Below are 22,261 nucleotides of genomic sequence, written 5' to 3'. Positions count from 1 at the left end.
TCATGCCAGCAGAGAGCAAAGCGAAGGTCATCGAAAGAAACCGCGCCCCGCGCGTGCAGATCGCCTATGACGTCGAAACCTACGGCAGCCCGACGACTATCGAGTTGCCGTTCGTCATGGCTGTCATTGCCGACCTTTCCGGCGCCTCGCAGACCAAGGAAGCTTCAAAGTCGGTTCTGGATCGCAATTTCGTCGAAACCGACGCCAACCGCTTTCCCAAATTCATGGAAGCGATGGGACCGCGCGTGAAGGCGCGCGTGAAGAACACGTTGCCGCAAGCCGAAGGTGCCGAGCGGGACGAGGAAATGGCGATCGATCTCACCTTCTCCAAAATGGGTGATTTCGCGCCCGACAAGATCGCCGAGCAGGTGCCGCAACTGGCCGAGATCCTCAAGATGCGGCGGCAACTCGAGGAACTGCTGGGCTTCATGGATGGCCGCGTCGATGCTGAAAAGCGCATTGCGCAGCTTCTCAACAACGAGCCTTTGCTGAGCAAGATCGCCAGCCAGGCGATGTCCGACGGCAAGGGCGAGGAGTAAGTCATGGCTGAACAGCAAAAGACCGCAGTCGCAACCGCCGAGGCGGAGGCCATAGATCTGGGTGAATTCAGCGGCCTGCTTGAAAAGGATTTCAAGGTCAGGAAGGACGACACCGAGAAGCTGCAGCAACTGGTGCGCAACCTGGCGCTGGCCGCTCAGTCCCGATCCGAGACGACGACCATCTCGTCCAACGCGATCAAGTCGATCAAGTCGCTGATCGCGGGCATCGACAAGATGCTGACGACGCAGGTCAACGAAATCCTGCATGCCCCCGAAGTGCGTGAGATGGAGGGCACTTGGCGGGGTCTCTGGTACCTCATCAACAACACCGAGACGGATACCAAGCTGAAGATCCGGGTGATGAACATCTCCAAGGAGCAGTTGGCCGACACGCTGGAAGACTATGAAGGCCAGATGTGGGACCAGAGCCCAATCTTCAAGAAAGTCTACACCGACGAGTACTCGATGCTGGGCGGCGAGCCGATCGGCTGCATCATCGGCGCCTACGAGTTCTCCAACCACCCGCGCGACGTCGGCCTGCTGCGCAACATCTCGGGTGTCTGTGCCTCGGCGCACACCCCCTTCATCGCGGCCGCCTCGCCGCGGCTGTTTCGGATGGACAGCTGGCAGGAACTGCCGAACCCGCAAGACCTGCAAATGATCGTGAACAACCCGGCCTATGCCTCATGGCAGTCGCTGCGCGAGAGCGAGGACGCCCGCTATATCGGCCTAACCATGCCGCGCGTATTGGCACGCCTGCCCTACGGCTCGGAGACCGTTCCGGTGAAGGGCTTCACCTTCGAGGAAGAGGTAAGCGGCGACCACAACAAATATGTCTGGATGAACGCCGCTTTCCCGATGGGCGTGAACATCAACCGCAGCCACAAGCTCTATGGCTGGGGAACGCAGATCCGCGGCGTCGAGAATGGCGGCACGGTGCTCAACCTGCCGGTGCACGCTTTCCCGACGGACGACGGTTCGATTGCGATGAAATGCCCGACCGAAGTTGCCATCGACGACCGGCGTGAGGCGGAACTGGCGAAGCTCGGCCTGATGCCGATCTTGCACCGCAAGAACACCGATCTCGCAGCCTTCATCGGGGCGCACTCGCTTCAGGACGACGAGACGCGTGCCGGGCGTCTGGTCGACCCCGACGCCCAGTCGAACGAAAGGCTGAGCGCCAACCTGCCCTATCTCTTCCCGGTCTCGCGTTTTGCGCATTACCTCAAGGCGATCGCGCGCGACAAAATCGGCTCGTTCAAGGAACGCACCGACATGGAGACATGGTTGACCGAATGGATCAACCGCTACGTGCTGGCCAATCCCGCCTTTGCCGACGACAAGGCGCGAGCCAAGCGACCGCTTGCCGCGGCCGAGGTTCAGGTCGACAGCGTCGAAGGCAGACCCGGTTACTACAACGCCCGTTTCTATCTGCGTCCGCATTACCAGTTGGAGGGCATCAACGCCTCGCTGCGGTTGGTGTCGGAACTGCCGTCCGTGAAGGGCTGAAGCGCAGCGAAGTCATCATCCTGTTTCATTTGAAAGCGGTGGAGAAAGACAATGCCGACCACAGACAGAAGCGATGCTCCTTCAATGAAGATTGATGGTTTTTTGAAAGTTCCCGACATCAAGGGGCCCAGCAAGCGCGACGGGCATGAAGACGAGATCGAAGTGCATGGCGTCGATTACAAGATGATGGCGCCTTATGATCCGAATTCGCTTTCGCGACGCGGCCGTGTGTCGATGGGAATGATCAAGTTCTTCAAGCACTACGACAAGTCGTCGCCATATCTGAAGAAGGCGTTGTTCGAGAACAAGGCGCTCGACGAGGTGGTGTTTTCGGCACGGCGCACCATTGACGGCGAGACCAGCGACTATCTGGTTGTGACGCTCACCGACGCGTCGATCATGGAATACGACATGCGGCAGGCTCCCGACGAGGCGGACCTGATCGAGGAAGAAGTCAGCTTCGCCTACAAGAAGATCAAGTTCGTCTACGACAAGGACGACGAGATCGAAATGGACGTTTATGTCGGCAAGTGAGACCAGGCGGCCTGGCGCGAGAGCGCAGCCTGGCGGCAGTTCGCGGGCAAGGCGCGAGGCGGTCCAGCCTTCCCTTTGGGATCGCCTCGTCAACGACTTGCCTGGGCTGACGTCGGAGATCGAGGGGCTGCGCCGTCTCTTGGATGAAGAACTCGGCGCCGAGCGCGTCGAGGGTCTTCTTGCCGGCAGCGCACGCGCTATCGACGCCGACGCCGAACTCACATCCGAGCAAAAACGGCGCCTGCACCGGCTGGTCTTCCAGAGCCAGCATCGCGCCGAGATCGAAGGCCGCGGCGTGGTCGTTTCGGCACGCGTGTTGAGAGAGGCCGTGCGCCGCGACATCGAGGCCCTGTTCAACACCGAGCGCTTCGAATCCGTACCGATGCTCTCCGACGCCGAACACGAACAGCCCCTGGACGAACTGCCCTCGCTCACTGACTTTCCGCAGGTGCGCCGAAGCGTGGTCAATTTCGGGGTGCCCTCTTTTTCCGGCCGTTCGTCGCGGGATTTCGACCGCGATTCGCTGGCACGAGAGATCCGCGCGGTGCTGGCCACCTTCGAGCCGCGCCTGAAGGAGAGTGCCACGATCGTCAACGTCACGCTCGGCGACAAAAACATCGGCCTGAAGATCGAGATCGACGCGGTGCTGATCATGGCCCCCACACCGGAGCGTATGCGGCTGCGCACCACGATCAATCTCGACAACGGGCTGGCACGAACCGAATTCAGGGAGACCTGAGATGGATCGGATCTTTGTGGAGTATTACGAAGAGGAACTGACCCATATCCGCGCCCTGGCGGCGGAATTCGCAGACATGCATCCGGCGGTCGCCCGCAATCTTTCCCTCGACACGGTCCCATGTCCCGACCCTTATGTCGAACGGCTGCTCGACGGCGTCGCCTTCCTGGCGGCGCGGACCCGTCTGAAGGTCGACGCGGAGCGCTCGCGCTTCTCGCGCGCAGTGCTCGATGTGCTTTATCCCGATCTGGTCGCGCCGGCGCCGGCGACGGCGATGGCGGTCCTAAAACCCGGCCAGCAAGTGCAGTCGATGCTCGCAGGTCACGCCATCGCGCGCGGCACACGGCTGGTCTCTGCCCTGCATCCAGGGCTTTCGACACGCTCCACCTTTACCACCGCGCAGGAGGTGACGCTGTGGCCGATCGCCGTCACCTCGGTCAGCTATCTCCAGGATCGCAGCGCGCTCGCCGCCGCCGCAATCGCGCCGATCGGCGGCGTGCGCGCCGAGGCGGCGTTCCGGGTAACGCTCGCCCGGACAGGAAAAGGAAAGCTCAGCGACTTGTCGCTCGACCGTCTCGACCTTTATTTCGCCGGGCGCGCCAAGGCGCCGGTGCTTTTCGATGCAATCTTCGGCGCCTGCTCGGCGCTCGGCGCGCGCGCCCAGGGCAAGGCCAATCCGCTATCAGCGCTGCCCGAGCCCGAAATGATAGGCATTCGCGACGACGAAGCGTTGATGCCACGAACTCGTACGACCTTCGAGGGCTACCGGCTGCTGCGCGAATATTTTATGATCCCGGAGCGCTTCCATTACGTACGGGTTGCTGGCCTCCAGCCGGTGGTGCGCACATGCGAGGCGGCGATCGAGATCATCTTCCTGTTCCGGCGTGCGGTGCCAGAACTCGCCGATGTGACGGCTGCCGATTTCGAGTTGTTCGTGACGCCGGTCATCAATCTCTTCGAATGCGAATGCAACGACATCGAAATCGATCCGCGCAAAACGCGTCAGGTGCTGCATGCCGACCGCACCCGGGCGCGGGATTTCGAGATCTTTCGGGTCACACAAGTCGAGGATGCCGACGCCGAAAGCAGCGAGGCGACGATTCCCGAATTGTTCAGCCTGGGGCAGAACCGCGGCAGCGGCTGGGTCTATTCGACCGAGCGGCGTCCGCGCCGGGCCACCGAGGACGAGCGGCGCGACGGCCTGACCCGCACCTCCTACACCGGCGACGACGTCTTTATCGCCGTCTCGCGGCCGGCAGGAAGCGTGCCAAACCGGCTGCTCAAGCGTCTCGGCATCGTGGCGCTTTGCACCAATCGCGACCTGCCGATCCTGGACGACACGCCGACGCTGACGCTGGAGACGGCAGATCCAGTCGAAGCGGTTCGCTTGCTTGGAGCGCTGCGGCCGCCGCAGCCGGCGATCCCGGCATCCCTGCCGGGCGGCGCTGAAGGCGAATCGCGCGCCGACAATCTCGCCTGGCGTCTGGTGGCCCAGCTCTCGCTCAACTTCCTCAGCCTTGCCAAGGAAGGCCGGGGAGTCGATCCGCTGCATGCCTTGCTCGACCTCTATGCCGATCGGGGCGATCCGGCCCTTGCCCGCAACGTGCATTCGATCGTGCGCATTGATTCGCGCCCGGTGATTGAGAGGCTGCAAATTGACGGGCCAATGTGTTTTGGACGCGGCACCGAGGTAACGCTGCATGTCGACCAGTCCGTGCTGGCGGGGCAAAGCTCACTGCTGCTTTCGGCCCTGCTTTCGCGGCTGTTCGCCCGCCATGCGGGGATAAACGGTTTTGTGCGGACCCGTACGCGGTTGCTGCAGAAGCAGGAGGATGTGCCATGGCCGATGACGCCCGGCAATCGCTACCTGATCTAGCGCAGCCCGCAACGGTCGCCGCCGAAATGTTGTCGGAGGACTTCGACTTTTTCGAGTTGCTGCGACGGCTGGAGCAGCGCCGCGGGTTGTTCGGCCATTCCGGAACGGCCGAGCGCGAGCCGGCGAGGCTGGGCCAGCATGTGCATCTGAGCTTCTCGGCGCGCGACGTCGTCAAGTTCCAGGAGGGCGGGGACAAGGCCCTGGCAAGGGTGACCGTCGCCAATCTGGGGCTGCTTGGACCGGAAGGACCGATGCCGCTGCATCTGACGCGCTGGGTGCTCGACCGGCTTTCGCAGCGCTGGTTCACCGGAGCCGATGCCGAGCAGACCAGCGACACGACTTTCGTCGATTTCGTCAACATCCTGCAGCACCGCATGATGGCGCTCTACTACCGCGCCTGGGCCGACGCGCATCCAGCGGTGCAGGTCGAGCGTTCCGTCGGCGGGCGCGTTCGCGCCATGCTGGAGGCCATGTCCGGCATCGGCCTGCCCGGCACGCAGGATCCCGAACTCGACGCTGTGCGACTGCGACAGGCTGGGTCGCTGGCCAGTCAGGTCGACGGCGTGGAGCGGCTTACTTTGTTCCTTGCGACCGCCTTCAAGGTTCCGGTGCGGATCAAGGAGTTCGTTGCCGCCTGGATCACCATTCCAATGGCATTGCAGACGCGTCTCGGCAAGGCCTATGCCGGACTTGGACGCGGCGCGACGATCGGGCCGCGGGTGTTCAGCCGCCAGAGCAGGATCGAATTGCGCGTCGGTCCGTTGAGCCTCGACGAGTTCAAGTCGTTCTTGCCTGGCGAGCGGCGTCTCGGCCTGTTCAAGAAGGCGGTGCGCGATATGATCGGCGAGGCGCTCGATGTCGATTTGCGCATCGTGCTGGCGCGCGATGCTGTACCGCCGCCCCGGGTCGGGACCGTCCAGCTTGGCCGCACGGCCTGGCTGGATCGGCCCGCAAGTATGGGCGACGCCGACGATCTGAGATTGCACACTATCGTCGGCTGGCGGCCGGAAATGCCGGAGGCGGCCGCATGAGCCTGCTGCTGACCCTGGAACAGGGCCCCCGCTCGCAAGTCGTCCGGCAGAGCCGGCTGGAGGAGGGCGAGTTGGTGATCGGGCGCAGCGCCGATGCGGGCTGGCAGATCGACGACCCGGACATGTTCGTCTCGCGCGCGCATTGCACGATCAAGGGCGACCGGGACGGCTATTTCGTGACCGACACATCGAGCAGCGGATTGTTCGTCGATGAAGCCGACAGCCCTCTTGGACCTGGCAGGTCGATGCGGCTGAAGAACGGCATGCGGCTGCGCATGGGCGACTACGTGTTTCACGTCGAGGTTCAGTCCAAAATGAGCCAGACCGCAGTCGGCCTGGCCCCGGCCGCCAGCCATCCCATACCGGCGTGGTCGCCTCCGGGAGCACGAACGCCGGCCAGCATCGGCGGCGATGACTTCTTCTCGGTCAAGATCGAGGAAGAACCGCGCAAGCCCCGCCCGGCGGATCTGCCAAACCCGTTCGAGCAGCCTGTCCCTGCGGCTTACGATCGCGCATCGAACCAGCGCAGTTCGCCTGCCTTCGATGACCCGTTCAGCCTCGATCCTGTGGCCACGCCGCAGGCCGGTGACGGCCCGGCTGCGGGTCAGCCGGATCCGTTTGGGCTGGGTGACATGTCTTCGCGCAACGATGCGTCCTGGCAGCCGGCGAAGCCGGCCAGCTTCGATGACGATTTCAGTTTCGGGCCCCCCGCAACGCCGCCTGTCACCAACGGCGCTGATCCGGCAGGACGTGCCCGGCACCAGGTTGAAAAGCCGCGCGCCGACAATCCTTGGGACATGCCGGTGCAGGCAGCCGCATCGCCGGCGCCGCGCCGCGCCGCGCCAGCGTCGAAGCCGGCGCCCGCTGCGCAGCCAGCGCCAAGCGATATGGCGCTTCGTGCCGCGTTCTTGCGCGGCATAGGCGTCGAGGAGGCTGATTTTCCCGGGCGCGATGCGATCGCCGAAATGGAAAAATTCGGGCGTGAATACCGGCTGATGCTGGATGGCCTGATGCAGCTGCTGCGCAAACGCGCCGAGGAGAAGGGAAGCGCGCGCGTCGCCCAGACTGTGGTCGGCGCCTCCGAGGTCAATCCGCTTAAATTCCTGCCCACGGTCGAGGATGTCGTCGTCACCATCATCTCCGAACGCAGCCCGGGCTTTCTCTCAGGCGAGGCGGCGATCAGCGACGCGGTGAAGGACCTTGCACAGCATCACGTACGCGCCTGGCGGGGCGTTCAGGCGGCACTTCGGCGCATGATCGACCGTTTTGATCCAGCCGCCATCGAAGAAGAGCTCAAATCCAATTCCGCCATCAGCAATCTGCTCTCGGGCGGGCGCAACGCCAAGCTGTGGGAGCTCTATCAGAGACGCCATCGCGACATCGCCCAGAGTGCCGAATCGAGTTTCCTGGGCGAGATCGGCGCAGACTTCAGGGACGCATATGAGGAGGAGTAGAACATGATCGACAGACGCGAATTCGTCGTTGCCCTCGGCGCTGCGGGGCTACTTGCGGCTTGCCAGAGCGGCCCGCCGAAACCATCGGTTATCTCCGTCAATGTGACCGGCGGTGCGGGGATGAATCCAGGGCCGGGCGGCGGCGATCGGCCGGTAACGGTGCTGGTGATGCGGCTTGCCAGCACCGGCAAGTTCAACTCGGCCGACTATTTCGCGCTGCAGGGCGACGCGGGCTCGGCCCTCGGTGCCGACCTCATCGGCTCCGACGCGATCTCGGTTGCGCCTGGCAAAACGGTGGCCAAGACCATCACGGTCGAGCCGAATGCGACGGCGCTCGGCTTCGTGGCGCTGATCCGCGAGCCAGGCGGACGCAACTGGCGCACCACCAAGTCGGTGTCGCCAGGGTCGAAATTCACCGTCAACGTCAGCCTGGGCAAGGGCGGCATTTCCGCCTAGCGGTAAGGCAGCATATAGTTGCATGCAGAAAGTAGCGGCATGAGCGATGCAAACAGGGTGCTGTGGTCGGAGGGCCTGTTTCTCAGGACCCAACACTTCCAGCAGCAGGATCGGTTCTTCGAAGGCATGGTGCGCGGCGCATTGCGGGCCGGCCAGCTCCATACTTTCGGGTTCCAGCAACTGGCCCTCGACCAGTCGCTGCTCGACGCCGGTCAGGTTTCGATCGTGTCCGCCCGGGGCATTTTCCCGGACGGCACGCCTTTTTCCATTCCCGACCTGATGGATGCGCCGAAGCCGCTACCGGTCACGCCCGACACGGGCGCCGGGCCGGTGCTGGTCGCACTGCCGCTCGAGCCCCCCGGAGGCGTGGGATTCGACCCGGCGCATGCGGCCTCGACGGGCGCGCGTTACCACGGCAAGATCGTATCGGTGCGCGATGCCGTCCAAATTGGCGGCGATCCCGAGGAGATCGAGATCGCAAGGCCGCAAGCGGCGCTGCTTGCGCCCGGAAAATCGGTCGGCGGCTATACCGCCTTGCCGATCGCCGACATAAAAGGTGTACGCGCCGACGGCGGCATCTCGCTCGACGAGACGTTCCTGCCGCCGACGCTGATCACCGGCGCCGTCCACTGGTACAGGCAATTGCTGCAGGAGGTCGTCACCGGCCTCGAGCAGATCGGCGAAGCGCATGGCAAGATGGTGATGGGCGGCGCCGGCCGTAGCGTCGAAGACCTCTTGATGCTGCACCTGGCCAATGCCGCTCGCCCGCGCCTTGCCCATATGCTGGCGCAGGATGTCTTTCATCCCGCCGAACTCTATCTCGAACTTGCCGGACTCGCCGGCGAGATGGCAACCTACGGCTCGAGCTCGCGCCGGCTCGGCGACCTGCCGGCCTACGACCACATGGCCCCCGGCCCCGCCTATATGGCACTGGCCGACGCCTTGCGTTCGCTCATCCTCAGCCTGCGCTACATCGAACCGAAATCGCGCGCGCTGCCGGTGATGCGGCACGCAACCAATGTCTGGAAAGTACGCATCGACAACCCCAAGCTTTTGCTCGCCAGCCGGATCGTCATCCGCGTCGGATCGGAGCTTTCGGAAGACGCGCTGCGCAAGATCTTCGTCAACCAGGCGACAGTCGGCGCCGCGGACCAGTTCGAAGGGCTTTGGAAGTCGCGCCTGCCGGGCATCCCGCTCAAACCGCTCCATTCGCAGCCACGCGAGATTCCCTATGATGGCGACCGGCTGTGCCTGGAGCTCGATCAGAAGAGCGAGCATTGGGCCTCCTTGCTGGACGCGCCCGGATTCGTCATTGGGGTGTCGGGTGTCCTGGACAGCGAGCCCCAGGTCGACTGCTATTCGGTGAACAGGTGATGAGCCGGGATGATCCTTTCGGTCTGTCGGAGGATCGCGAGCGCACGCGCATCAGGCTGGCGGGCGTTGCGCCGCGACCGCTCGCGCCGCTGACGCCAGGCGCTCCGGTCAAGAGGGCGCGCTTCCATCCCAACCCGCTCATCAACATCTTCGCGCCACTGCTCGAATTCGCCCCCGAGCTCGAAAGCGCTCTGGCGCCGGAAAACCCCGAAGCAATGCGCACACGCCTGCTCGACGAGTTGGTTCAGGCGCGCGACGCCGTTATGGCAGCGGGCTCCTCGCTGGAGCGCGCCGATCAGGCGGCATGGGCCGTGGCGGCATTGCTCGACGACCTTGCGCTCAACACGCCATGGGGCGGCGCCAGCGCCTGGCCGCGCCAGCCGCTGGTGGTCATGCTGCGTGGGGACGTCGATGCCGGCACCCAGTTTTTCACCCGCCTTGACGAGCTGGAGCGCCATCCCAACCGCGACCGCGAGATGCTGGAGCTTCAGTATTACTGCCTGGCGCTCGGCTTCCGCGGCAAGTATCGGGTGCCCGGCCGAGCCGGCGACCGCTCGCTCAATGGCGTGCGTGTGGCAGCCGCGCGCGTCCTGCGCAATGCGGACGCGGACGGCGCGCCGCTATCGCCGAACTGGAAAGGCGTAGTCGCTTCCGACGAGCCACAGCGCTTCATCGTCCCGATATGGGTGATGGCCCTTGCTGCAATTGCCATCGCCGCCGCCGCTTATATCGGCCTATCGATGAGCTTGAGCAGCCTGGCGGTTGAATTGTCCGCACTGGTGCGCACCCTGCCGCCGGCATCTCGCGCGGACGTTACCCGCGCCGCACCAAAGCAGGATGCGCCCGAACCTGAGCCGCCACAGGCGGTCGATTTCGCGCTTTTGCCCGCATTCAAGGCTGAAGCGCCGGCAAGCCTCAAGGGCGCGCTCAGCGGCACCGAAAGCGTCTCGCTGGCCAAGCTGATCATCCAGTCCTCCAACCCAGAGCTCTTCCAGTCCTCGCGGCCGACACTGTCCCAAGGCTATGAGCCGCTGATCGCCTCGATCGCCAAGGTGATCCTCGCCAACCAGGAGCTGACTGGAAACATCACCATCATCGGCCATACCGACAATGTTCGCCTGCAGCGGTCCAACCCGCTGGCGAGCAACCAGCGGCTCTCGGAGGCACGCGCGCAGACCATAGGGGACCTCCTGGTGCAGGCTGGCGTGCCACAGGCGCGCATCCATTCCGAAGGCCGCGCCGACACCGATCCGGTGGCCGACAACTCGACGCGCGAGGGCCGCGCGCTCAACCGGCGCGTTGAGGTCCTGGTCGAGAAGAGGCTCTGAGATGTTCATCCTGCGCTTCCTGTGGGCGGTCGTCACCTCGCGATTTCTGTGGACCCTGATCGGCATTGCACTGCTTTCGCTGTTGATCTGGGTGTTCGGCCCGATCGTAAGGGTCGGTCCTTACGCGCCATTCGAATCCGACAATGTGCGCATCGCCATTGTCGCCGGACTGATCATCTTATGGCTGATCTGGCTGATCATCGCGCAACGGCGCGCCATCCGCGCCAATCGCATGTTTGTCGCCGAGATCGCAGCTCCCGTAGCCGAAAAACAGCTCACCCCTGGCGAGGAGAGCGTTGCAGCCGTCGGCGCCAAATTCGGCGAGGTGATGGCCGAGCTCAAGCGGCGCAAGCTCGGCGGACGCAAGTTCCTGCGCGAGATGCCGTGGTATGTGATCGTCGGACCTCCGGCCACCGGCAAGACCACGGCGTTGCGCCAATCGGGTCTCAATTTTCCGATCGACCTCACCGATGATTTGCAAGGCGTTGGCGGCACGCGCAATTGTGACTGGTTCTTCTCCGAAAACGCGGTGCTGATCGACACCGCAGGCCGCTACGTCCAGCAGGAGAGCCAGCCGGACGTCGATGCCGCGGAATGGCTGGGCTTCCTTGACCTTTTGAAAAAGCACCGCGGCCGCCGAGCGCTCAACGGCGTCATTGTCGCCCTGTCGATCGACGCGCTCTCGGAGGGCGAGGAAGCGATCAAGGCGCACGGCCGCAAGATCCGCCGCCGACTGGCCGAGCTGAATGATCGGCTGGAGATCCGCCTGCCCGTCTACCTGATGCTGACCAAGGCAGATCTGATCAAAGGCTTCGAAGCCTTCTTCGGTGGCTTGTCGACAAGCGCGCGCGAGCAGGTATGGGGAACAACCTTTCCGCTCGAGGCCCAAGTCAACGCCGGCATGATCCAGGCGGAGCTATCCAGGCTCGCCACCGAGCTGGAGCGGAGGTTGGTGCCACGCCTGGAAGACGAAGACAAGCTCGCCTCGCGCGCCGAGATCTTCCGCTTTCCAGCCCAGCTGGCGAGCCTCGGCGAGCCGATCAAGACATTGATCGAGGCAATATTCGGCGAAAGCCGCTATGAGGAAGCCGCCTGGTCGCGCGGCCTTTATCTAACATCGGCGACCCAGGAAGGCGCTCCCATCGACCGGCTGACCGCGGCGTTGTCGTCCTCCTTCGGCCTGCCGCCGCGCCGCGCCATGCCGGCGGCGCGGGTCGAGAGGCGCAGCTTCTTCCTCAGGAACCTTCTGACCGAGGTTATCTTCAAGGAGGCCGGCCTTGGTACGTTCGATCCGCTGGCGCAGCGTCGCCGCGCCTGGATCTGGCGCGGGGCTGCCGCCGCCTGTGCGCTCGCGGCTCTGCTGGCCGGCGGCCTGTTCACCTGGTCCTACCTCGACAACCGCAATGCGATCGCCGAACAGGCTGGCCAGTTCGAAGCCCTACAGCGGCCGCTCACCGAGGTGGCCGCCATGCCGGCTGCGGTCGAGCAGCCGACCTTGGATGGCGCGCTTGCGGCGATGGGCGCAGTCGCGACGGCACGAACGCCGCCGCCAGACGGCGTCCATAACCTGCTCGGGCCGACCGCGTCGGCGGAGTTGATGCGCGCACAGACGGATACATACGACCATGCCCTGCGCAACGTGCTCGAGCCGCATATGGTCGCCCTGCTCGAGGCTACGATGTGGCGGCAAATCCGCGATCCGGATTTCATGCTTGGCGCGCTGAAGACGTACCGGATGATGACTGGCCTGTCGCAAATGGACACCGATTTCGTCCAGAACTGGTGGGTGAACAGTCTGCCGCAATTCGCGCCGGCGCCGCCCTTCCCCACGGCCGACGCCGAAGAGCACCAGCTTGCCGCTATCGGCCGCATGGCAGTCGATGACAGCTACATCGCCCCCGACAAGCAACTGGTCGCAGAGGCGCTGAAGACCGTGTGCACGATCTCGCTGCCCGAGCGCGCCTACAGGCAACTCCTGGCCGACCCGGAAGTAGCAGCCGTCAAGGAATGGGTGCCGGCCAATTTCGCCGGGCCGAACGGCGCCAAGGTGTTTGCGCGCCGTTCCGACAAAACACTGCGTGTTGGCGTTCCGGGCCCCTATACCTATGCCGGGTTCCATGACGCGATCCTCGACCGAGTCGAGGATGTCGCCGGCCAGGCCGCGTTGGACCGAGCGGTGTTTGCCGGCGGCTGCGCGGAGAATTCGGAGACGTCGGTCTCGGCCCTCTCCCAGGACATCCTGAAGCTCTACTACGACGACTATATCGCGCAGTGGGACTCTTTCCTGCGGGACATGCGGCTTTCACCGCTGACCGATCTCAACATTGCCAGTGAGAACCTCAAGGATCTGTCAAGCGCCGACTCCGCGCTTAAGCGCCTGTTGACGGCAGTGGTGCAGGAGACTGACCTCACCCGCTCCGACGAGGCGCCGGCCGAGGGCCAAAGCGGCGCTGCCGCCAAGACCGGTTCGAAGCTGCTGAGCAAGCTTGGCAAGCTCGGCAAGGTGGTGACCTCAGGCGCCAAGCTCCTGCCTCGCGCCGGCTCCGCCAACCAGGTGGACATGACCGGCAGCCTGGTGGCTGACCATTTCAAGCCGCTCAAAGGCACCATCGCACAGGTCGACGGCCAGCCGCCGGCGCTCGACGCGGCGATCGTGGCCCTGACCGCGCTGTCGAACGTGCTGCAGACGGTCACCGCCAATCCCAACCCCCAGGATGCGATCAAGAAGCAGGGCGGCCTTGCCGAACTGACGGGCGCGGTTGCGAGACAAGCACAGATCCTGCCCTCGCCGGTCAACGACTGGCTGGGCGGTATTGCCGGCGACACCAGTGGCCTGTCGCAGAAGGCTGTAACCAACGAGCTCAATGCCATCTGGCGGGCCGACATACTCCCCTTCTGCCAGGCGGCGCTCAACAACCGCTATCCATTCAGCGCCGACAGCGCGGTCGACGTTAATGTGCGCGACTTTCAGCGCCTGTTCGGGCCGACGGGCCTGATCGATGCTTTCATCAACGACCATCTGATCAACTACGTCGACACCGCCAGCGAGCCGTGGAAATGGCGGGCCGATTTCGGTCTCGACCCGGCGGCGCTCGCAGCCTTCGAGCAGGCCAGGCATATCCGCGACGACCTGTTTCCAGGCGGCACCGGCCCGGTGATGAATTTCACCCTGGAACCCAAGGACCTTGCACCCGGCGCGGCGCGGGTCACGCTCAACCTCGATGGCCAGAACCTCGTTTACTACAACAATGCCACCCGGCCGCAGCCGATGACGTGGCCCGGCAAGGACGGCACCGGGGTGATCTCGCTTGCCTTCCAGCCGGTCGACGGCTCGCCTGAAGTGATGCTCAACGAAACCGGCAGCTGGGCCTGGCTCAGAATGCTGCGCGGCGGCCGCTTCGCGGCGACCAAGCTCACTGACGTCTACAGTCTGCGGCTCGGCACGAAGGGGATGTGGGCCGACTTCGAGCTCAAGGCCGCCAGTGTCGAGAACCCATACACACTCGAGATGTTCAAGAAGTTCACATGTCCGCCACAGATCTGATCGTGCCCGGCTTCTACGGCAAGATGCCCACCACCGGCGATTTCGTGACCCGGCGGCTGCCTGGCGATTTTGTGCGCACATGGGACCGCTGGCTGGCGCAGCACATCGTGCCGATGTTTGGCTCGGAAGCCTGGCCGCACGATAAGGCGCTTCGCTTTCTCGCTGGCCCCGCTTGCTTCGGCGCCTCGGCGGGCGTCGTCCTGCAGAGCGCCGACGGGGTTGGCAGGCAATTCCCGCTGACCGTCGTGGCGCAGCTTGCCGCGGCTCCGCTTCAGCTGGCTTACGCGGACACCTGGTTCGACAGTATCGAGGAAGCGGCCTTTGCGGCGCAACGGGGGGAGCTGACACCGGACGAATTGGACGCCCGGCTTGCAGCCCTGCCCGTACCGCTGATCGAACAGAATGACGATCTCATCGACGATCTTGTCATGTGGACCACATACACGGACATTTTCGACGTCGACAGACAAGCGCCGCGGCCCGGGCTCGAGCAGGTGCTGGCCTGCAGCTGGAAGACCGGCTGATGTGGGAGGTCTCCAACACCACAGGATTCCCGGCTATGGGCAGCTGGGTTCAGGACAAGGCCGCAAACAAGATCTGGCTAGTCTGTGTGAAGGCCACTTTCGATATACTGCCGGACGGAAGGACGCGACCCTCGGACGATCAGGTGTCACCGTTTATACAGGGGCAGCCCCTCGACGGCGACTATGAGAAAAGCCTGATCTATGAGGCCGATTTTTTTGGGGTGAAGCCGTGCACTGACGTGCTCGTCAACGGCACCGCCTGGTCACCGAATGGTAGACCGACCACGGAGCTCGACGTTGGATTTCAGGTTGGTCCGGTGCAAAAGCGCCTGCAGGTTTTCGGCAATCGCTGGTGGACCGTGAACCTTGCCGGACAGCGCGTTATTGCGAGCCCTGATCCGTTCGTCACGATGCCGATTCAGTATGAGCGCGCTTTCGGTGGCTGGGATCGTACTGCCAGCAATCCGAAGGATCATCGACTGGAAGCCAGGAATCCGGTTGGGCAGGGCTTCATCTCCAACCCAAATGGCTGTCTCGGGCGACCGCTCCCCAACATAGAAGATCCTGCAAACCTGGTCTCGTCCGTCGCCAGTCGCCCGGCACCGGCTGGCTTCAACGCCGTGGCCTGTCATTGGTCACCACGCCGGGAACTCGCCGGAACCTATGATGAGGCCTGGCAGAAAACTCGCTTCCCGCTCTGGGCGGAAGATCTCGATGCCCACTACTATTGCTGTGCGCCGCCTGATCAACAAGTAGCCGGCTACCTGCGCGGCGGCGAGCCCGTCCACATCATCAATCTCTCGCCCAACGGCCCGATACGCTTCCATCTGCCGCGAATGGTCTTCGGCTTCACCACCCGCATTAAACGCGAGACGATTCATACTCGGGGCACGCTGGCAACCGTGATCCTAGAGCCGGATGCCCCGCGCGTGGTTATTGCCTGGCAAAGTTGGCTCGTATGCAACAAGGACATCGACTATCTTGATCAAACCACTGTCCGCCTGAAAAAGCTGATGTGATGGTATTGACGATGTCCCCGCCAAGCCTCGCAGCTTATTTCCCTCGGAGGCCAATTTGGCTGGCAGGCCTTGCAGCGCGGACTCCGGTTGGCCTGCGCCCAGAAAGCGCGGCGGCGGCGGTGAGGGCGGGGATATCAGGAATTTCCGAGCATCCGTTCTTCGTCGACCGCAATGGCGAACCCATGCGACTGGCGCAGGATGCGGTCATGGGCCCTGATATGCCGCTGCCAGAGCGTATGAAGGAACTGCTGCTTTCAACGTTGCTGCAACTGCCGCAGGCAGCGACGCAATCAGTTAACGCCCTGAGAACGCTCCTGATCATCTGTGCGCCGGAGCCACGGCCGGGGTTGCCGGACGGCGTCGCCGAAACGCTCGGCCGTGCCGTGATGGGACGATTCGGCTCGGCGAATATCCGCGTGCAATACCTTGCCCACGGACACGCTGCCGGCATGCTTGCGTTTGGTGTCGCCGCCAAGGCGATCGATGAGGGCAAGACGGATCTGGCGGTTGTAGCAGGGGTGGATTCCTATCACGAGTACCAGACCCTCGAATGGATGGATGAGACGGGGCAACTCAAATCCGAGGCGAATCGAGACGGCTTCTTCCCGGGAGAAGCGGCGGGCGCCTGCCTGCTGGCAAGCAAAAGTCTGATATCAGAATTGGGCCTGGCACTCTTGGGACGGCTAACCGCGGTCAGCGCCGCGCCCGAGCGGATTACTATCAAGCGGCACGGCAGGGAGGAGGTTTGCGTCGGGGAGGGGCTGAGTTCCGCCTTCCTTGGACTTGGCCCCGCCATCGAGAGCGACCACCGCAAGATCACCGATACATATTGCGATCTCAACGGCCAGCGTTACCGCAGCGAGGAGTTGGTCTACTCAATCCTGCGAGTACAGCATCTTTCAGATCAGGCAACGCACTTTTTGCATCCGGCCGACTGCTGGGGCGATGTCGGCGCCGCGTCGGGGCCGCTGTTCGCGGCGCTTGCCCACGCCGCCGCAAGCAAGGGTTACAGTTGGGGTTCGCGGGCGGCGCTCTGGGCCGGATCCGAAGGCGGCCAGCGGGCGGTGATGCTGCTGGACTTTCCTAGCAACCCAAGAAAGGGCGCGTGATGGTTTCAGTTGGGGTCAATCCGCCCAAGACGCCGGTGACTGAGGGAAGTATCGATATGGCACCTGCGGACGTGCCCAATGTCTGCAAGATGCCAGGGCCGCCAGCGCCGTTCGTGCCTGTTCCACTACCGAACTTTGGACGCTCCGCCGACCGGTTGTCGGACGCGACCTCGACGGTAATGATCGAAGGGAAGAAAATAGCCATTAAAGGCAGCTACTACATGAGCGCCCCCTCGCCGGACGTGGCGAGCCAGGGCACCGGCGGAGGCGTGGTATCGTCGGCTACGCAAGGAAAGACCGAGTTCGTTGCGCCGGGCTCGATGGACGTGAAGGCAGAAGGCAAGAATATCCAACTGCTCGGCGATCAGATGACCAACAATGGGAGCTAACTCCGCCACCTCGACCGGAAACAAGCAGGCTCCGGACACCAAGCCGATGCACAAGTGCGGCGAGGTGGGAAGCTATGGCGGCCTCAAGAACGACGGCAAGGCGAGCCGAGCCGATGGTTCGAGAGTGTGGGAACGCGATCATATTCCGGCTAAGGCCACGCTCTTCAAGCGAGCCAAAGTCATGTTCAACACAATGTCTGCAGCCGTTTACGAATGCGCAAAAGGAAAGATCGAATCGCGTGGCATGGCGATAGTGATCCCCCGCAAATCCCATCGCGGGTTCAGCAAGACCTGCGGCAGCAAGAACACCAAGACGCAAATCCGACAGGACGCAAAATCCAAGGAAAGCATGACCGCGGCCGTCAATCGGGATACAAAGGCGTTGCAGAAACATCTGGACACCACCGACTGCGGTCCAGCTTATGCGGAGGCGGTGAAGGAACTCAAGAAGTTCGACTTCGATCAGATGATCAGAGATGCCGTGAACGAATGCAAGTAGTCACACAACAGGGTGAACTCCGATGGCTCAGACGAACTACGAAGATTGGGTTGGCCTTTTCGGTCATACCGCAGAAGACCCGGCCGTGAAAGCCCTGCTGCGCTCGGCTGGGGTCACCAAGAGGCTTGTCATGCCTCGCGACGAACTGGATCTTCTCGTCGACATTACGGGCATGACCGTGAATTTCCAGGACGCTGAGCTCTTCGAGGACCTGCCGCCAGTCGGATCCGGCAACTGCGTCCTTACCGGAGTGGTTCTCCGCCTGGAGAAGAACAAGGCGGCCCCGTACGGCGGACCACTGCCGTACGGCATCAAAAGAGATTCCTCTCAGGCCGATTTGCGCGCTCAGTTTGGAAAACCAAGTGAAACAGAAAGCGACATCGGCTGGGACCGCTGGATCATATCAGGCAATCTCACCCTCACCGCGCAATACACGGGCGACAGGTCCTCGATCGAGGCCCTAATGTTGAGTCTGCCCGAACCCGCTTAAACCGCGATTGCGATCATAATTCATGGATTTCAGCAGATCAGTTTACCTTCTTGGTCGACTATCGACCGACCCCGACGTGCAGGCGCTTCTCGCCGGCCTGAAGATTATTCGTCAGCCCTCGGTGGACATAGACGAAGGCGACGATGGTCGGATACTTTCGGCCGAAGACTGGCTGACCAATTTGCAGCTTGGCGTGGAACTCGGGTTCGTGGCGCGCGCATACTTGCTGGGCGAGGATGATTTCGATGCCGCGACCGAACCCATGGTGCTCTCGCAGGTGTACTTTTACCGCAATCATGCCGACGTCAAGCCGTATCGTGGACGGCTGCCGTTCAGTATCGGGCCTGACGATGACAGGAAGGGTGTAAGGGCGAAGTTCGCAACTTACGAACCGACCCGGCGCTCCTATCTGCGCGACACCTGGGAACTGCCAGAGTGTCGGGTGACCGTCAGCTACGTCGATGAAGGCGCGCGGATCGGATTTGTTCTCTGCCTTCTGCGCCCCCCTGCCATGCCAGCCGACGCCGACGATGCCGCCCTGGTTCCAAGCATCGCCCAGATCGCGCGCGTGATGGCCAAGCCGTTAATGGATCCCGAGGTTCGTTTGACTTTTGCGCCGTTACGGCTGGAGCAGAATCTGGAGGAAGACGAAACCGGCTCGGTCGCCAGCCTCACACGGCACTTCGGCATAGAGCTACGCTTTCGCTATCTCGGTGGAGGTCGCGAGCAGTCGCTCGCAAACGTCTTGTTCTACCGGGAGCACGAGGCAGAGGGTGCACGCTGGCCCGGGGAGTTGCCGAAGGAGCTTTCGTTCGACGACTCGCCAGAACAGGTAACGCAAAAGATCGGCCGTGCCCCGGATCAATTGCTGGACGAAGAGTTCGACGGCTATGCAACCTGGCACTTCGTGGAATATTCGCTGCAGGTGAAATACAGCACAATGGAAAACTACGTTCTGTGTGTACAAATGGCGGCTCCCGATGCCGCGCTGGCCGCGTGAGCCTTGCGGAGTTGCCTGGTTTTTCGTGCGCGACTATGCTTGGACAAGTCTGGAAAGGGGTTAAGCACGATGAATGATCGCCCTAATTTTTCGAGCGCTGGCAGCAATCTCGGCAATGGCCTCATCATCGGTACCTTCATCGGACGCGACCAGTCCGGCGAAGCAATGGTATCAATTCCCGACGGAATCGAACCAAGGGTAGCAATCGCTCGCGCAGCGATCTTGCTGGAGCCCACGGACTTTGGGGCCGACGTGGTGGTGATGTTCGCGGGTGGCGATCCGGACCAGGCGATCATCCTGGGGCGCCTGCAGCATCCGAAGCCGGTTGACGCCGAGGACGTGGCCGCAACCCTCGATGGCGAGCGACTGGAACTTTGTGCTGAGCGCGAAATCGTCCTTCGCTGCGGCAAAGCCAGCATTACACTGACCCGCACCGGCAAGATAATCTTGAGGGGCACTTATATCCTCAGCCGTTCGTCCGGTCCCAACAAGATCAAAGGAGGCTCGATCCAGCTTAACTAGAGCCTCGGATGTCACCCCACGTTATTGAGCATATCGTCGAGCAACATGCCGAAGACGCGGCATTCCTCTGGTTGCAACGTGACAGAGCAGTCGATGCTCCCGATCAGCATCTCAAGAATCTAAGACGGGTGGACGATCGGATCGAGGCGCATGTGGATGGTCTGCGTGTTGCTGGCGAATGGGGGTGGCAAGCCGCTGAGACGGCTTTCGACCGGTATCATGAGCCAGGCGAGACTTTCGTGGCCGCTGTTCTCGCCTTCGAGAGCATGTCAGAAAACCGGATCGGTTACATCCTCAATCTTGCCGAGGCATCACCACAGCTGTTGCGCGCCGTCGTATCGGCGCTGGGCTGGGTAGAGCCGCATCGTGTCCAGAAATGGATCCCGTGGCTGTTGGAGGACCCGCTCCCTTCCAGGCGCCTGCTTGGGATAACCGCATGTTCGGTTCGTCGCATCGATCCGGCAACCCGTCTGTCAAATTTGTTCAACGAAGTCCCCGCAGTGCGCGCCAGAGCCTTGCGCCTTGCGGGAGAGATTGGGCGCGTCGACCTACTCTCAGACATAAAGGCAGCTCTCCATGACCCCGACGAGACATGTGGCTTTTGGGCAGCTTGGTCCTGCGTGCTTTTAGGGGACAGATGTGAGGCACTGGAGGTCCTGCGCATGCACGCCAGCGCGGACGGGATCGGCTGGAAAGGCGCGCAACTTATGCTGCGCGCAGCCGATCATCAAAACGCCGTGGAATGGCTTTTGGGACTGCGAGGCGATCGTTCGAAGGAGAGGCTGATCGCGGCCGGGGCAGCCGTTGTCGGGGACCCCATCTTTGTACCTTGGCTGACTACACGAATGCGCGACCACGATCTGTCCCGGCTGGCCGGCGAAAGTTTCGCGACCATCACCGGGATCTCGCTTGAGGAACGAGCAATGCATGTTAAGGCGCCTGGAGACATGGACCTCGCAAACCTGCCGCCCGGCTATTCTCGCGACGAGAACCTCGTCTGGCCAGATGTCGGTAAGATTCGAGCATGGTGGCGGCAAAACCAAACGAATTTTGGTCAGGGCATGCGATACTTGCATGGCAAGCCTCTAGGAGCAGAGACTCTGGCGCAGACCTTCGCCCAGGGGACGCTGCGTGCAAGACGGGGCGCCGCTTTGGACCTGGCATTAGGCGCGCCGGAGACTCCGCTTGTCAACAGCTCGGCTCGCTGCTTCGAATAGCTTGCATCCGGCGGATTGACGCTAGGTCGTTGCAAAACCACGTCATTCGACGTAGCCCAGTCGTCGCGCCCAGTCTAGTACCCCGTCCTTCAGCGGCACCCTAGCGATCCTGTCGCCGAAATACTCCCGGAAGTGAGTGCCCGCCGCGTCTGGATCGTTGGTGAAGAGATCGCCCACCCACCGCGCCTCTGGAAACAATTCCAACAGCGATGCGCCTGCCGCCACGGCAAGGGCGGGATAGCCCATCTGTTCGATCAGCCACGGCAAGATAGCGCGATCCCCGAGCATGCCGACTGCTCTTACGCCGAAAGGGGCGCTTTGCGGCAGGCGGAGCAAAGTTCCGATCCAGCTTCGCACCTGCTTGACGGGAGTCGCCTTCACTACGGCTCGGAGAGCGAGCACACCATTGTGGTCACCTCGCTCAACCGTCCTTCTAAGTTCCGCAAGGCCCGGACCGCTTTGGCCGAGTTCGTTCAAGGTCCAGGCTGCCCAGAAACGCACCTGCTGGTCTTCATCCGTAAGCGCATTCGCGATTTCGGCCGTCAAATCGGCACGACGGAGCTCTCCGGCGAGGCGAAGGCTGACGATACGAACCGATGTCTCGGGGTCGCGAAGTCGCAGCAAAAGCACCTGCTTTGGATCGACGCGGTGTGCCAGACAGGCCGACATTCCAAGAAGCCTTTTGAACGAGTCGCCCTCATCAATCCAAGTCCGCACCCATGCCCCAATCTTGCGTGGTTCGTGCCATGCCAAGGCGCCAAGCAAGCCAGCCGGACCATCGATTGCGGTGCGACCGATCTCGACGACTTTTGCGACGTGATCGGCGGTTTCGAATTCGAAAGCCGTCCAAGACACGACAAAAAGCGCGCCTTTGCCAGGCGCTTCCTCGTCCATAGAAAGGACGCACGGCCAAGCTGCGAGGCCAGCAACCCTCAGGCCATCGAGATTAATTTCCAGTCTGTCATCGATGGCCCTTACGGCGTTCAGATCGGGAGGATCGTCGAGCGCCAAACTGTCCCGCTGCGCCCATAAGGCGGCGGAGCGCTCGGCATGTTCCCCGACAATGTTTTCCAGCACCGTCATTTTAGGCAACCAGCCAATCGCATCG

21 protein-coding genes are annotated in these 22,261 nt (G+C 62.8%); 20 read left to right on the top strand and 1 reads right to left on the bottom strand.

The features are described from left to right. Nucleotides 1-2: 2 nt before the first annotated feature. The 20 genes from tssB to FJW04_RS18775 all read left to right on the top strand — a co-directional run bounded on the left by tssB (nucleotide 3) and on the right by FJW04_RS18775 (nucleotide 21,153). Nucleotides 3-539: a type VI secretion system contractile sheath small subunit gene (gene tssB / locus FJW04_RS18870; RefSeq protein WP_140620028.1), complete on the top strand. Its 537-nt coding sequence runs from the start codon at nucleotides 3-5 to the stop codon at nucleotides 537-539. A 3-nt stretch (nucleotides 540-542) separates the two neighbouring features. Further along, on the top strand, nucleotides 543-2,048 hold the full coding sequence (gene tssC / locus FJW04_RS18865) for a type VI secretion system contractile sheath large subunit (protein ID WP_140620043.1): 1,506 nt from the start codon (nucleotides 543-545) through the stop codon (nucleotides 2,046-2,048). An 84-nt stretch (nucleotides 2,049-2,132) separates the two neighbouring features. Further along, nucleotides 2,133-2,582 carry an Hcp family type VI secretion system effector gene (locus FJW04_RS18860; RefSeq protein ID WP_181166515.1) on the top strand — a complete coding sequence of 150 codons (450 nt, stop codon included), beginning with the start codon at nucleotides 2,133-2,135 and terminating at the stop codon, nucleotides 2,580-2,582. Continuing rightward, entirely contained in the window at nucleotides 2,569-3,321 is a 753-nt protein-coding gene (gene tssE / locus FJW04_RS18855) for a type VI secretion system baseplate subunit TssE (RefSeq protein WP_140620047.1), read from the top strand. The genes FJW04_RS18860 and tssE overlap by 14 nt, the downstream gene beginning before the upstream one ends. A 1-nt stretch (nucleotide 3,322) precedes the next feature. Beyond that, on the top strand, nucleotides 3,323-5,197 hold the full coding sequence (gene tssF / locus FJW04_RS18850) for a type VI secretion system baseplate subunit TssF (RefSeq protein ID WP_140715982.1): 1,875 nt from the start codon (nucleotides 3,323-3,325) through the stop codon (nucleotides 5,195-5,197). Continuing rightward, the gene (tssG, locus tag FJW04_RS18845; RefSeq protein WP_140620051.1) at nucleotides 5,161-6,228 is read left to right on the top strand and encodes a type VI secretion system baseplate subunit TssG; all 1,068 of its coding nucleotides are present in this window, start codon (nucleotides 5,161-5,163) and stop codon (nucleotides 6,226-6,228) included. Before tssF ends, tssG begins: the two co-directional genes overlap by 37 nt. Then, nucleotides 6,225-7,682, top strand: a complete 1,458-nt coding sequence (tagH, locus tag FJW04_RS18840) for a type VI secretion system-associated FHA domain protein TagH (RefSeq protein WP_140715980.1) — start codon at nucleotides 6,225-6,227, stop codon at nucleotides 7,680-7,682. The genes tssG and tagH overlap by 4 nt, the downstream gene beginning before the upstream one ends. Nucleotides 7,683-7,685: 3 nt before the next feature. Beyond that, nucleotides 7,686-8,138, top strand: coding sequence for a type VI secretion system lipoprotein TssJ (gene tssJ, locus FJW04_RS18835; RefSeq protein WP_140715978.1), 453 nt, complete (start codon nucleotides 7,686-7,688; stop codon nucleotides 8,136-8,138). Nucleotides 8,139-8,177: 39 nt separating this feature from the next. Continuing rightward, complete coding sequence (gene tssK / locus FJW04_RS18830) at nucleotides 8,178-9,512, top strand: type VI secretion system baseplate subunit TssK (protein WP_140661232.1); 1,335 nt, start codon at nucleotides 8,178-8,180, stop codon at nucleotides 9,510-9,512. Continuing rightward, nucleotides 9,512-10,840 carry a type VI secretion system protein TssL, long form gene (gene tssL / locus FJW04_RS18825; RefSeq protein WP_140715976.1) on the top strand — a complete coding sequence of 443 codons (1,329 nt, stop codon included), beginning with the start codon at nucleotides 9,512-9,514 and terminating at the stop codon, nucleotides 10,838-10,840. Before tssK ends, tssL begins: the two co-directional genes overlap by 1 nt. Before the next feature lies 1 nt (nucleotide 10,841). Continuing rightward, the gene (tssM, locus tag FJW04_RS18820) at nucleotides 10,842-14,384 is read left to right on the top strand and encodes a type VI secretion system membrane subunit TssM (RefSeq protein WP_140715974.1); all 3,543 of its coding nucleotides are present in this window, start codon (nucleotides 10,842-10,844) and stop codon (nucleotides 14,382-14,384) included. Next, complete coding sequence (gene tagF, locus FJW04_RS18815; protein ID WP_140715972.1) at nucleotides 14,366-14,908, top strand: type VI secretion system-associated protein TagF; 543 nt, start codon at nucleotides 14,366-14,368, stop codon at nucleotides 14,906-14,908. Before tssM ends, tagF begins: the two co-directional genes overlap by 19 nt. Then, nucleotides 14,908-15,927 carry a DUF2169 domain-containing protein gene (locus FJW04_RS18810; RefSeq protein WP_140620064.1) on the top strand — a complete coding sequence of 340 codons (1,020 nt, stop codon included), beginning with the start codon at nucleotides 14,908-14,910 and terminating at the stop codon, nucleotides 15,925-15,927. Before tagF ends, FJW04_RS18810 begins: the two co-directional genes overlap by 1 nt. A gap of 182 nt (nucleotides 15,928-16,109) precedes the next feature. After that, nucleotides 16,110-17,036 (top strand): beta-ketoacyl synthase N-terminal-like domain-containing protein, encoded by a 927-nt coding sequence (locus FJW04_RS18805; RefSeq protein ID WP_181172986.1) that lies wholly within the window; start codon nucleotides 16,110-16,112, stop codon nucleotides 17,034-17,036. Then, entirely contained in the window at nucleotides 17,036-17,425 is a 390-nt protein-coding gene (locus tag FJW04_RS18800; protein ID WP_246673924.1) for a PAAR-like domain-containing protein, read from the top strand. The genes FJW04_RS18805 and FJW04_RS18800 overlap by 1 nt, the downstream gene beginning before the upstream one ends. After that, on the top strand, nucleotides 17,415-17,924 hold the full coding sequence (locus tag FJW04_RS18795) for a hypothetical protein (RefSeq protein ID WP_140620070.1): 510 nt from the start codon (nucleotides 17,415-17,417) through the stop codon (nucleotides 17,922-17,924). Before FJW04_RS18800 ends, FJW04_RS18795 begins: the two co-directional genes overlap by 11 nt. Before the next feature lie 22 nt (nucleotides 17,925-17,946). Beyond that, nucleotides 17,947-18,414, top strand: coding sequence for a hypothetical protein (locus FJW04_RS18790; RefSeq protein WP_140715968.1), 468 nt, complete (start codon nucleotides 17,947-17,949; stop codon nucleotides 18,412-18,414). A gap of 22 nt (nucleotides 18,415-18,436) precedes the next feature. Then, the gene (locus FJW04_RS18785; protein WP_140715966.1) at nucleotides 18,437-19,414 is read left to right on the top strand and encodes a hypothetical protein; all 978 of its coding nucleotides are present in this window, start codon (nucleotides 18,437-18,439) and stop codon (nucleotides 19,412-19,414) included. A 69-nt stretch (nucleotides 19,415-19,483) separates the two neighbouring features. Further along, entirely contained in the window at nucleotides 19,484-19,936 is a 453-nt protein-coding gene (locus tag FJW04_RS18780) for a DUF6484 domain-containing protein (protein WP_140620077.1), read from the top strand. A gap of 8 nt (nucleotides 19,937-19,944) precedes the next feature. After that, the gene (locus FJW04_RS18775) at nucleotides 19,945-21,153 is read left to right on the top strand and encodes a TIGR02270 family protein (protein WP_140620078.1); all 1,209 of its coding nucleotides are present in this window, start codon (nucleotides 19,945-19,947) and stop codon (nucleotides 21,151-21,153) included. Between the two features lie 42 nt (nucleotides 21,154-21,195). Here FJW04_RS18775 and FJW04_RS18770 read toward each other — a convergent pair whose 3' ends face one another. Beyond that, nucleotides 21,196-22,236 (bottom strand): HEAT repeat domain-containing protein, encoded by a 1,041-nt coding sequence (locus tag FJW04_RS18770; protein WP_140715964.1) that lies wholly within the window; start codon nucleotides 22,234-22,236, stop codon nucleotides 21,196-21,198. Nucleotides 22,237-22,261 lie beyond the last annotated feature (25 nt).

It is taken from the genome of Mesorhizobium sp. B2-7-3, assembly GCF_006440715.1.
Taxonomy (GTDB): Bacteria; Pseudomonadota; Alphaproteobacteria; order Rhizobiales; family Rhizobiaceae; genus Mesorhizobium; species Mesorhizobium australicum.
Note: the sequence above shows the minus strand (reverse complement) of the source record. Positions and strands in the feature narration are given on the sequence as shown.

Coding starts and splice junctions, on each gene's coding strand:
- FJW04_RS18780 (WP_140620077.1), top strand. CDS start 19,484: ATGAATGATCGCCCTAATTTTTCGAGCGCTGGCAGCAATCTCGGCAAT.
- tssG (WP_140620051.1), top strand. CDS start 5,161: ATGGCCGATGACGCCCGGCAATCGCTACCTGATCTAGCGCAGCCCGCA.
- tssJ (WP_140715978.1), top strand. CDS start 7,686: ATGATCGACAGACGCGAATTCGTCGTTGCCCTCGGCGCTGCGGGGCTA.
- FJW04_RS18790 (WP_140715968.1), top strand. CDS start 17,947: ATGGCTCAGACGAACTACGAAGATTGGGTTGGCCTTTTCGGTCATACC.
- FJW04_RS18800 (WP_246673924.1), top strand. CDS start 17,036: ATGGTTTCAGTTGGGGTCAATCCGCCCAAGACGCCGGTGACTGAGGGA.
- FJW04_RS18810 (WP_140620064.1), top strand. CDS start 14,908: ATGTGGGAGGTCTCCAACACCACAGGATTCCCGGCTATGGGCAGCTGG.
- tssE (WP_140620047.1), top strand. CDS start 2,569: ATGTCGGCAAGTGAGACCAGGCGGCCTGGCGCGAGAGCGCAGCCTGGC.
- tagF (WP_140715972.1), top strand. CDS start 14,366: ATGTCCGCCACAGATCTGATCGTGCCCGGCTTCTACGGCAAGATGCCC.
- FJW04_RS18775 (WP_140620078.1), top strand. CDS start 19,945: ATGTCACCCCACGTTATTGAGCATATCGTCGAGCAACATGCCGAAGAC.
- tssL (WP_140715976.1), top strand. CDS start 9,512: ATGAGCCGGGATGATCCTTTCGGTCTGTCGGAGGATCGCGAGCGCACG.
- FJW04_RS18860 (WP_181166515.1), top strand. CDS start 2,133: ATGAAGATTGATGGTTTTTTGAAAGTTCCCGACATCAAGGGGCCCAGC.
- FJW04_RS18805 (WP_181172986.1), top strand. CDS start 16,110: ATGCGACTGGCGCAGGATGCGGTCATGGGCCCTGATATGCCGCTGCCA.
- FJW04_RS18785 (WP_140715966.1), top strand. CDS start 18,437: ATGGATTTCAGCAGATCAGTTTACCTTCTTGGTCGACTATCGACCGAC.
- tssM (WP_140715974.1), top strand. CDS start 10,842: ATGTTCATCCTGCGCTTCCTGTGGGCGGTCGTCACCTCGCGATTTCTG.
- FJW04_RS18770 (WP_140715964.1), bottom strand. CDS start 22,236: ATGACGGTGCTGGAAAACATTGTCGGGGAACATGCCGAGCGCTCCGCC.
- tssC (WP_140620043.1), top strand. CDS start 543: ATGGCTGAACAGCAAAAGACCGCAGTCGCAACCGCCGAGGCGGAGGCC.
- tssF (WP_140715982.1), top strand. CDS start 3,323: ATGGATCGGATCTTTGTGGAGTATTACGAAGAGGAACTGACCCATATC.
- tssK (WP_140661232.1), top strand. CDS start 8,178: ATGAGCGATGCAAACAGGGTGCTGTGGTCGGAGGGCCTGTTTCTCAGG.
- FJW04_RS18795 (WP_140620070.1), top strand. CDS start 17,415: ATGGGAGCTAACTCCGCCACCTCGACCGGAAACAAGCAGGCTCCGGAC.
- tagH (WP_140715980.1), top strand. CDS start 6,225: ATGAGCCTGCTGCTGACCCTGGAACAGGGCCCCCGCTCGCAAGTCGTC.
- tssB (WP_140620028.1), top strand. CDS start 3: ATGCCAGCAGAGAGCAAAGCGAAGGTCATCGAAAGAAACCGCGCCCCG.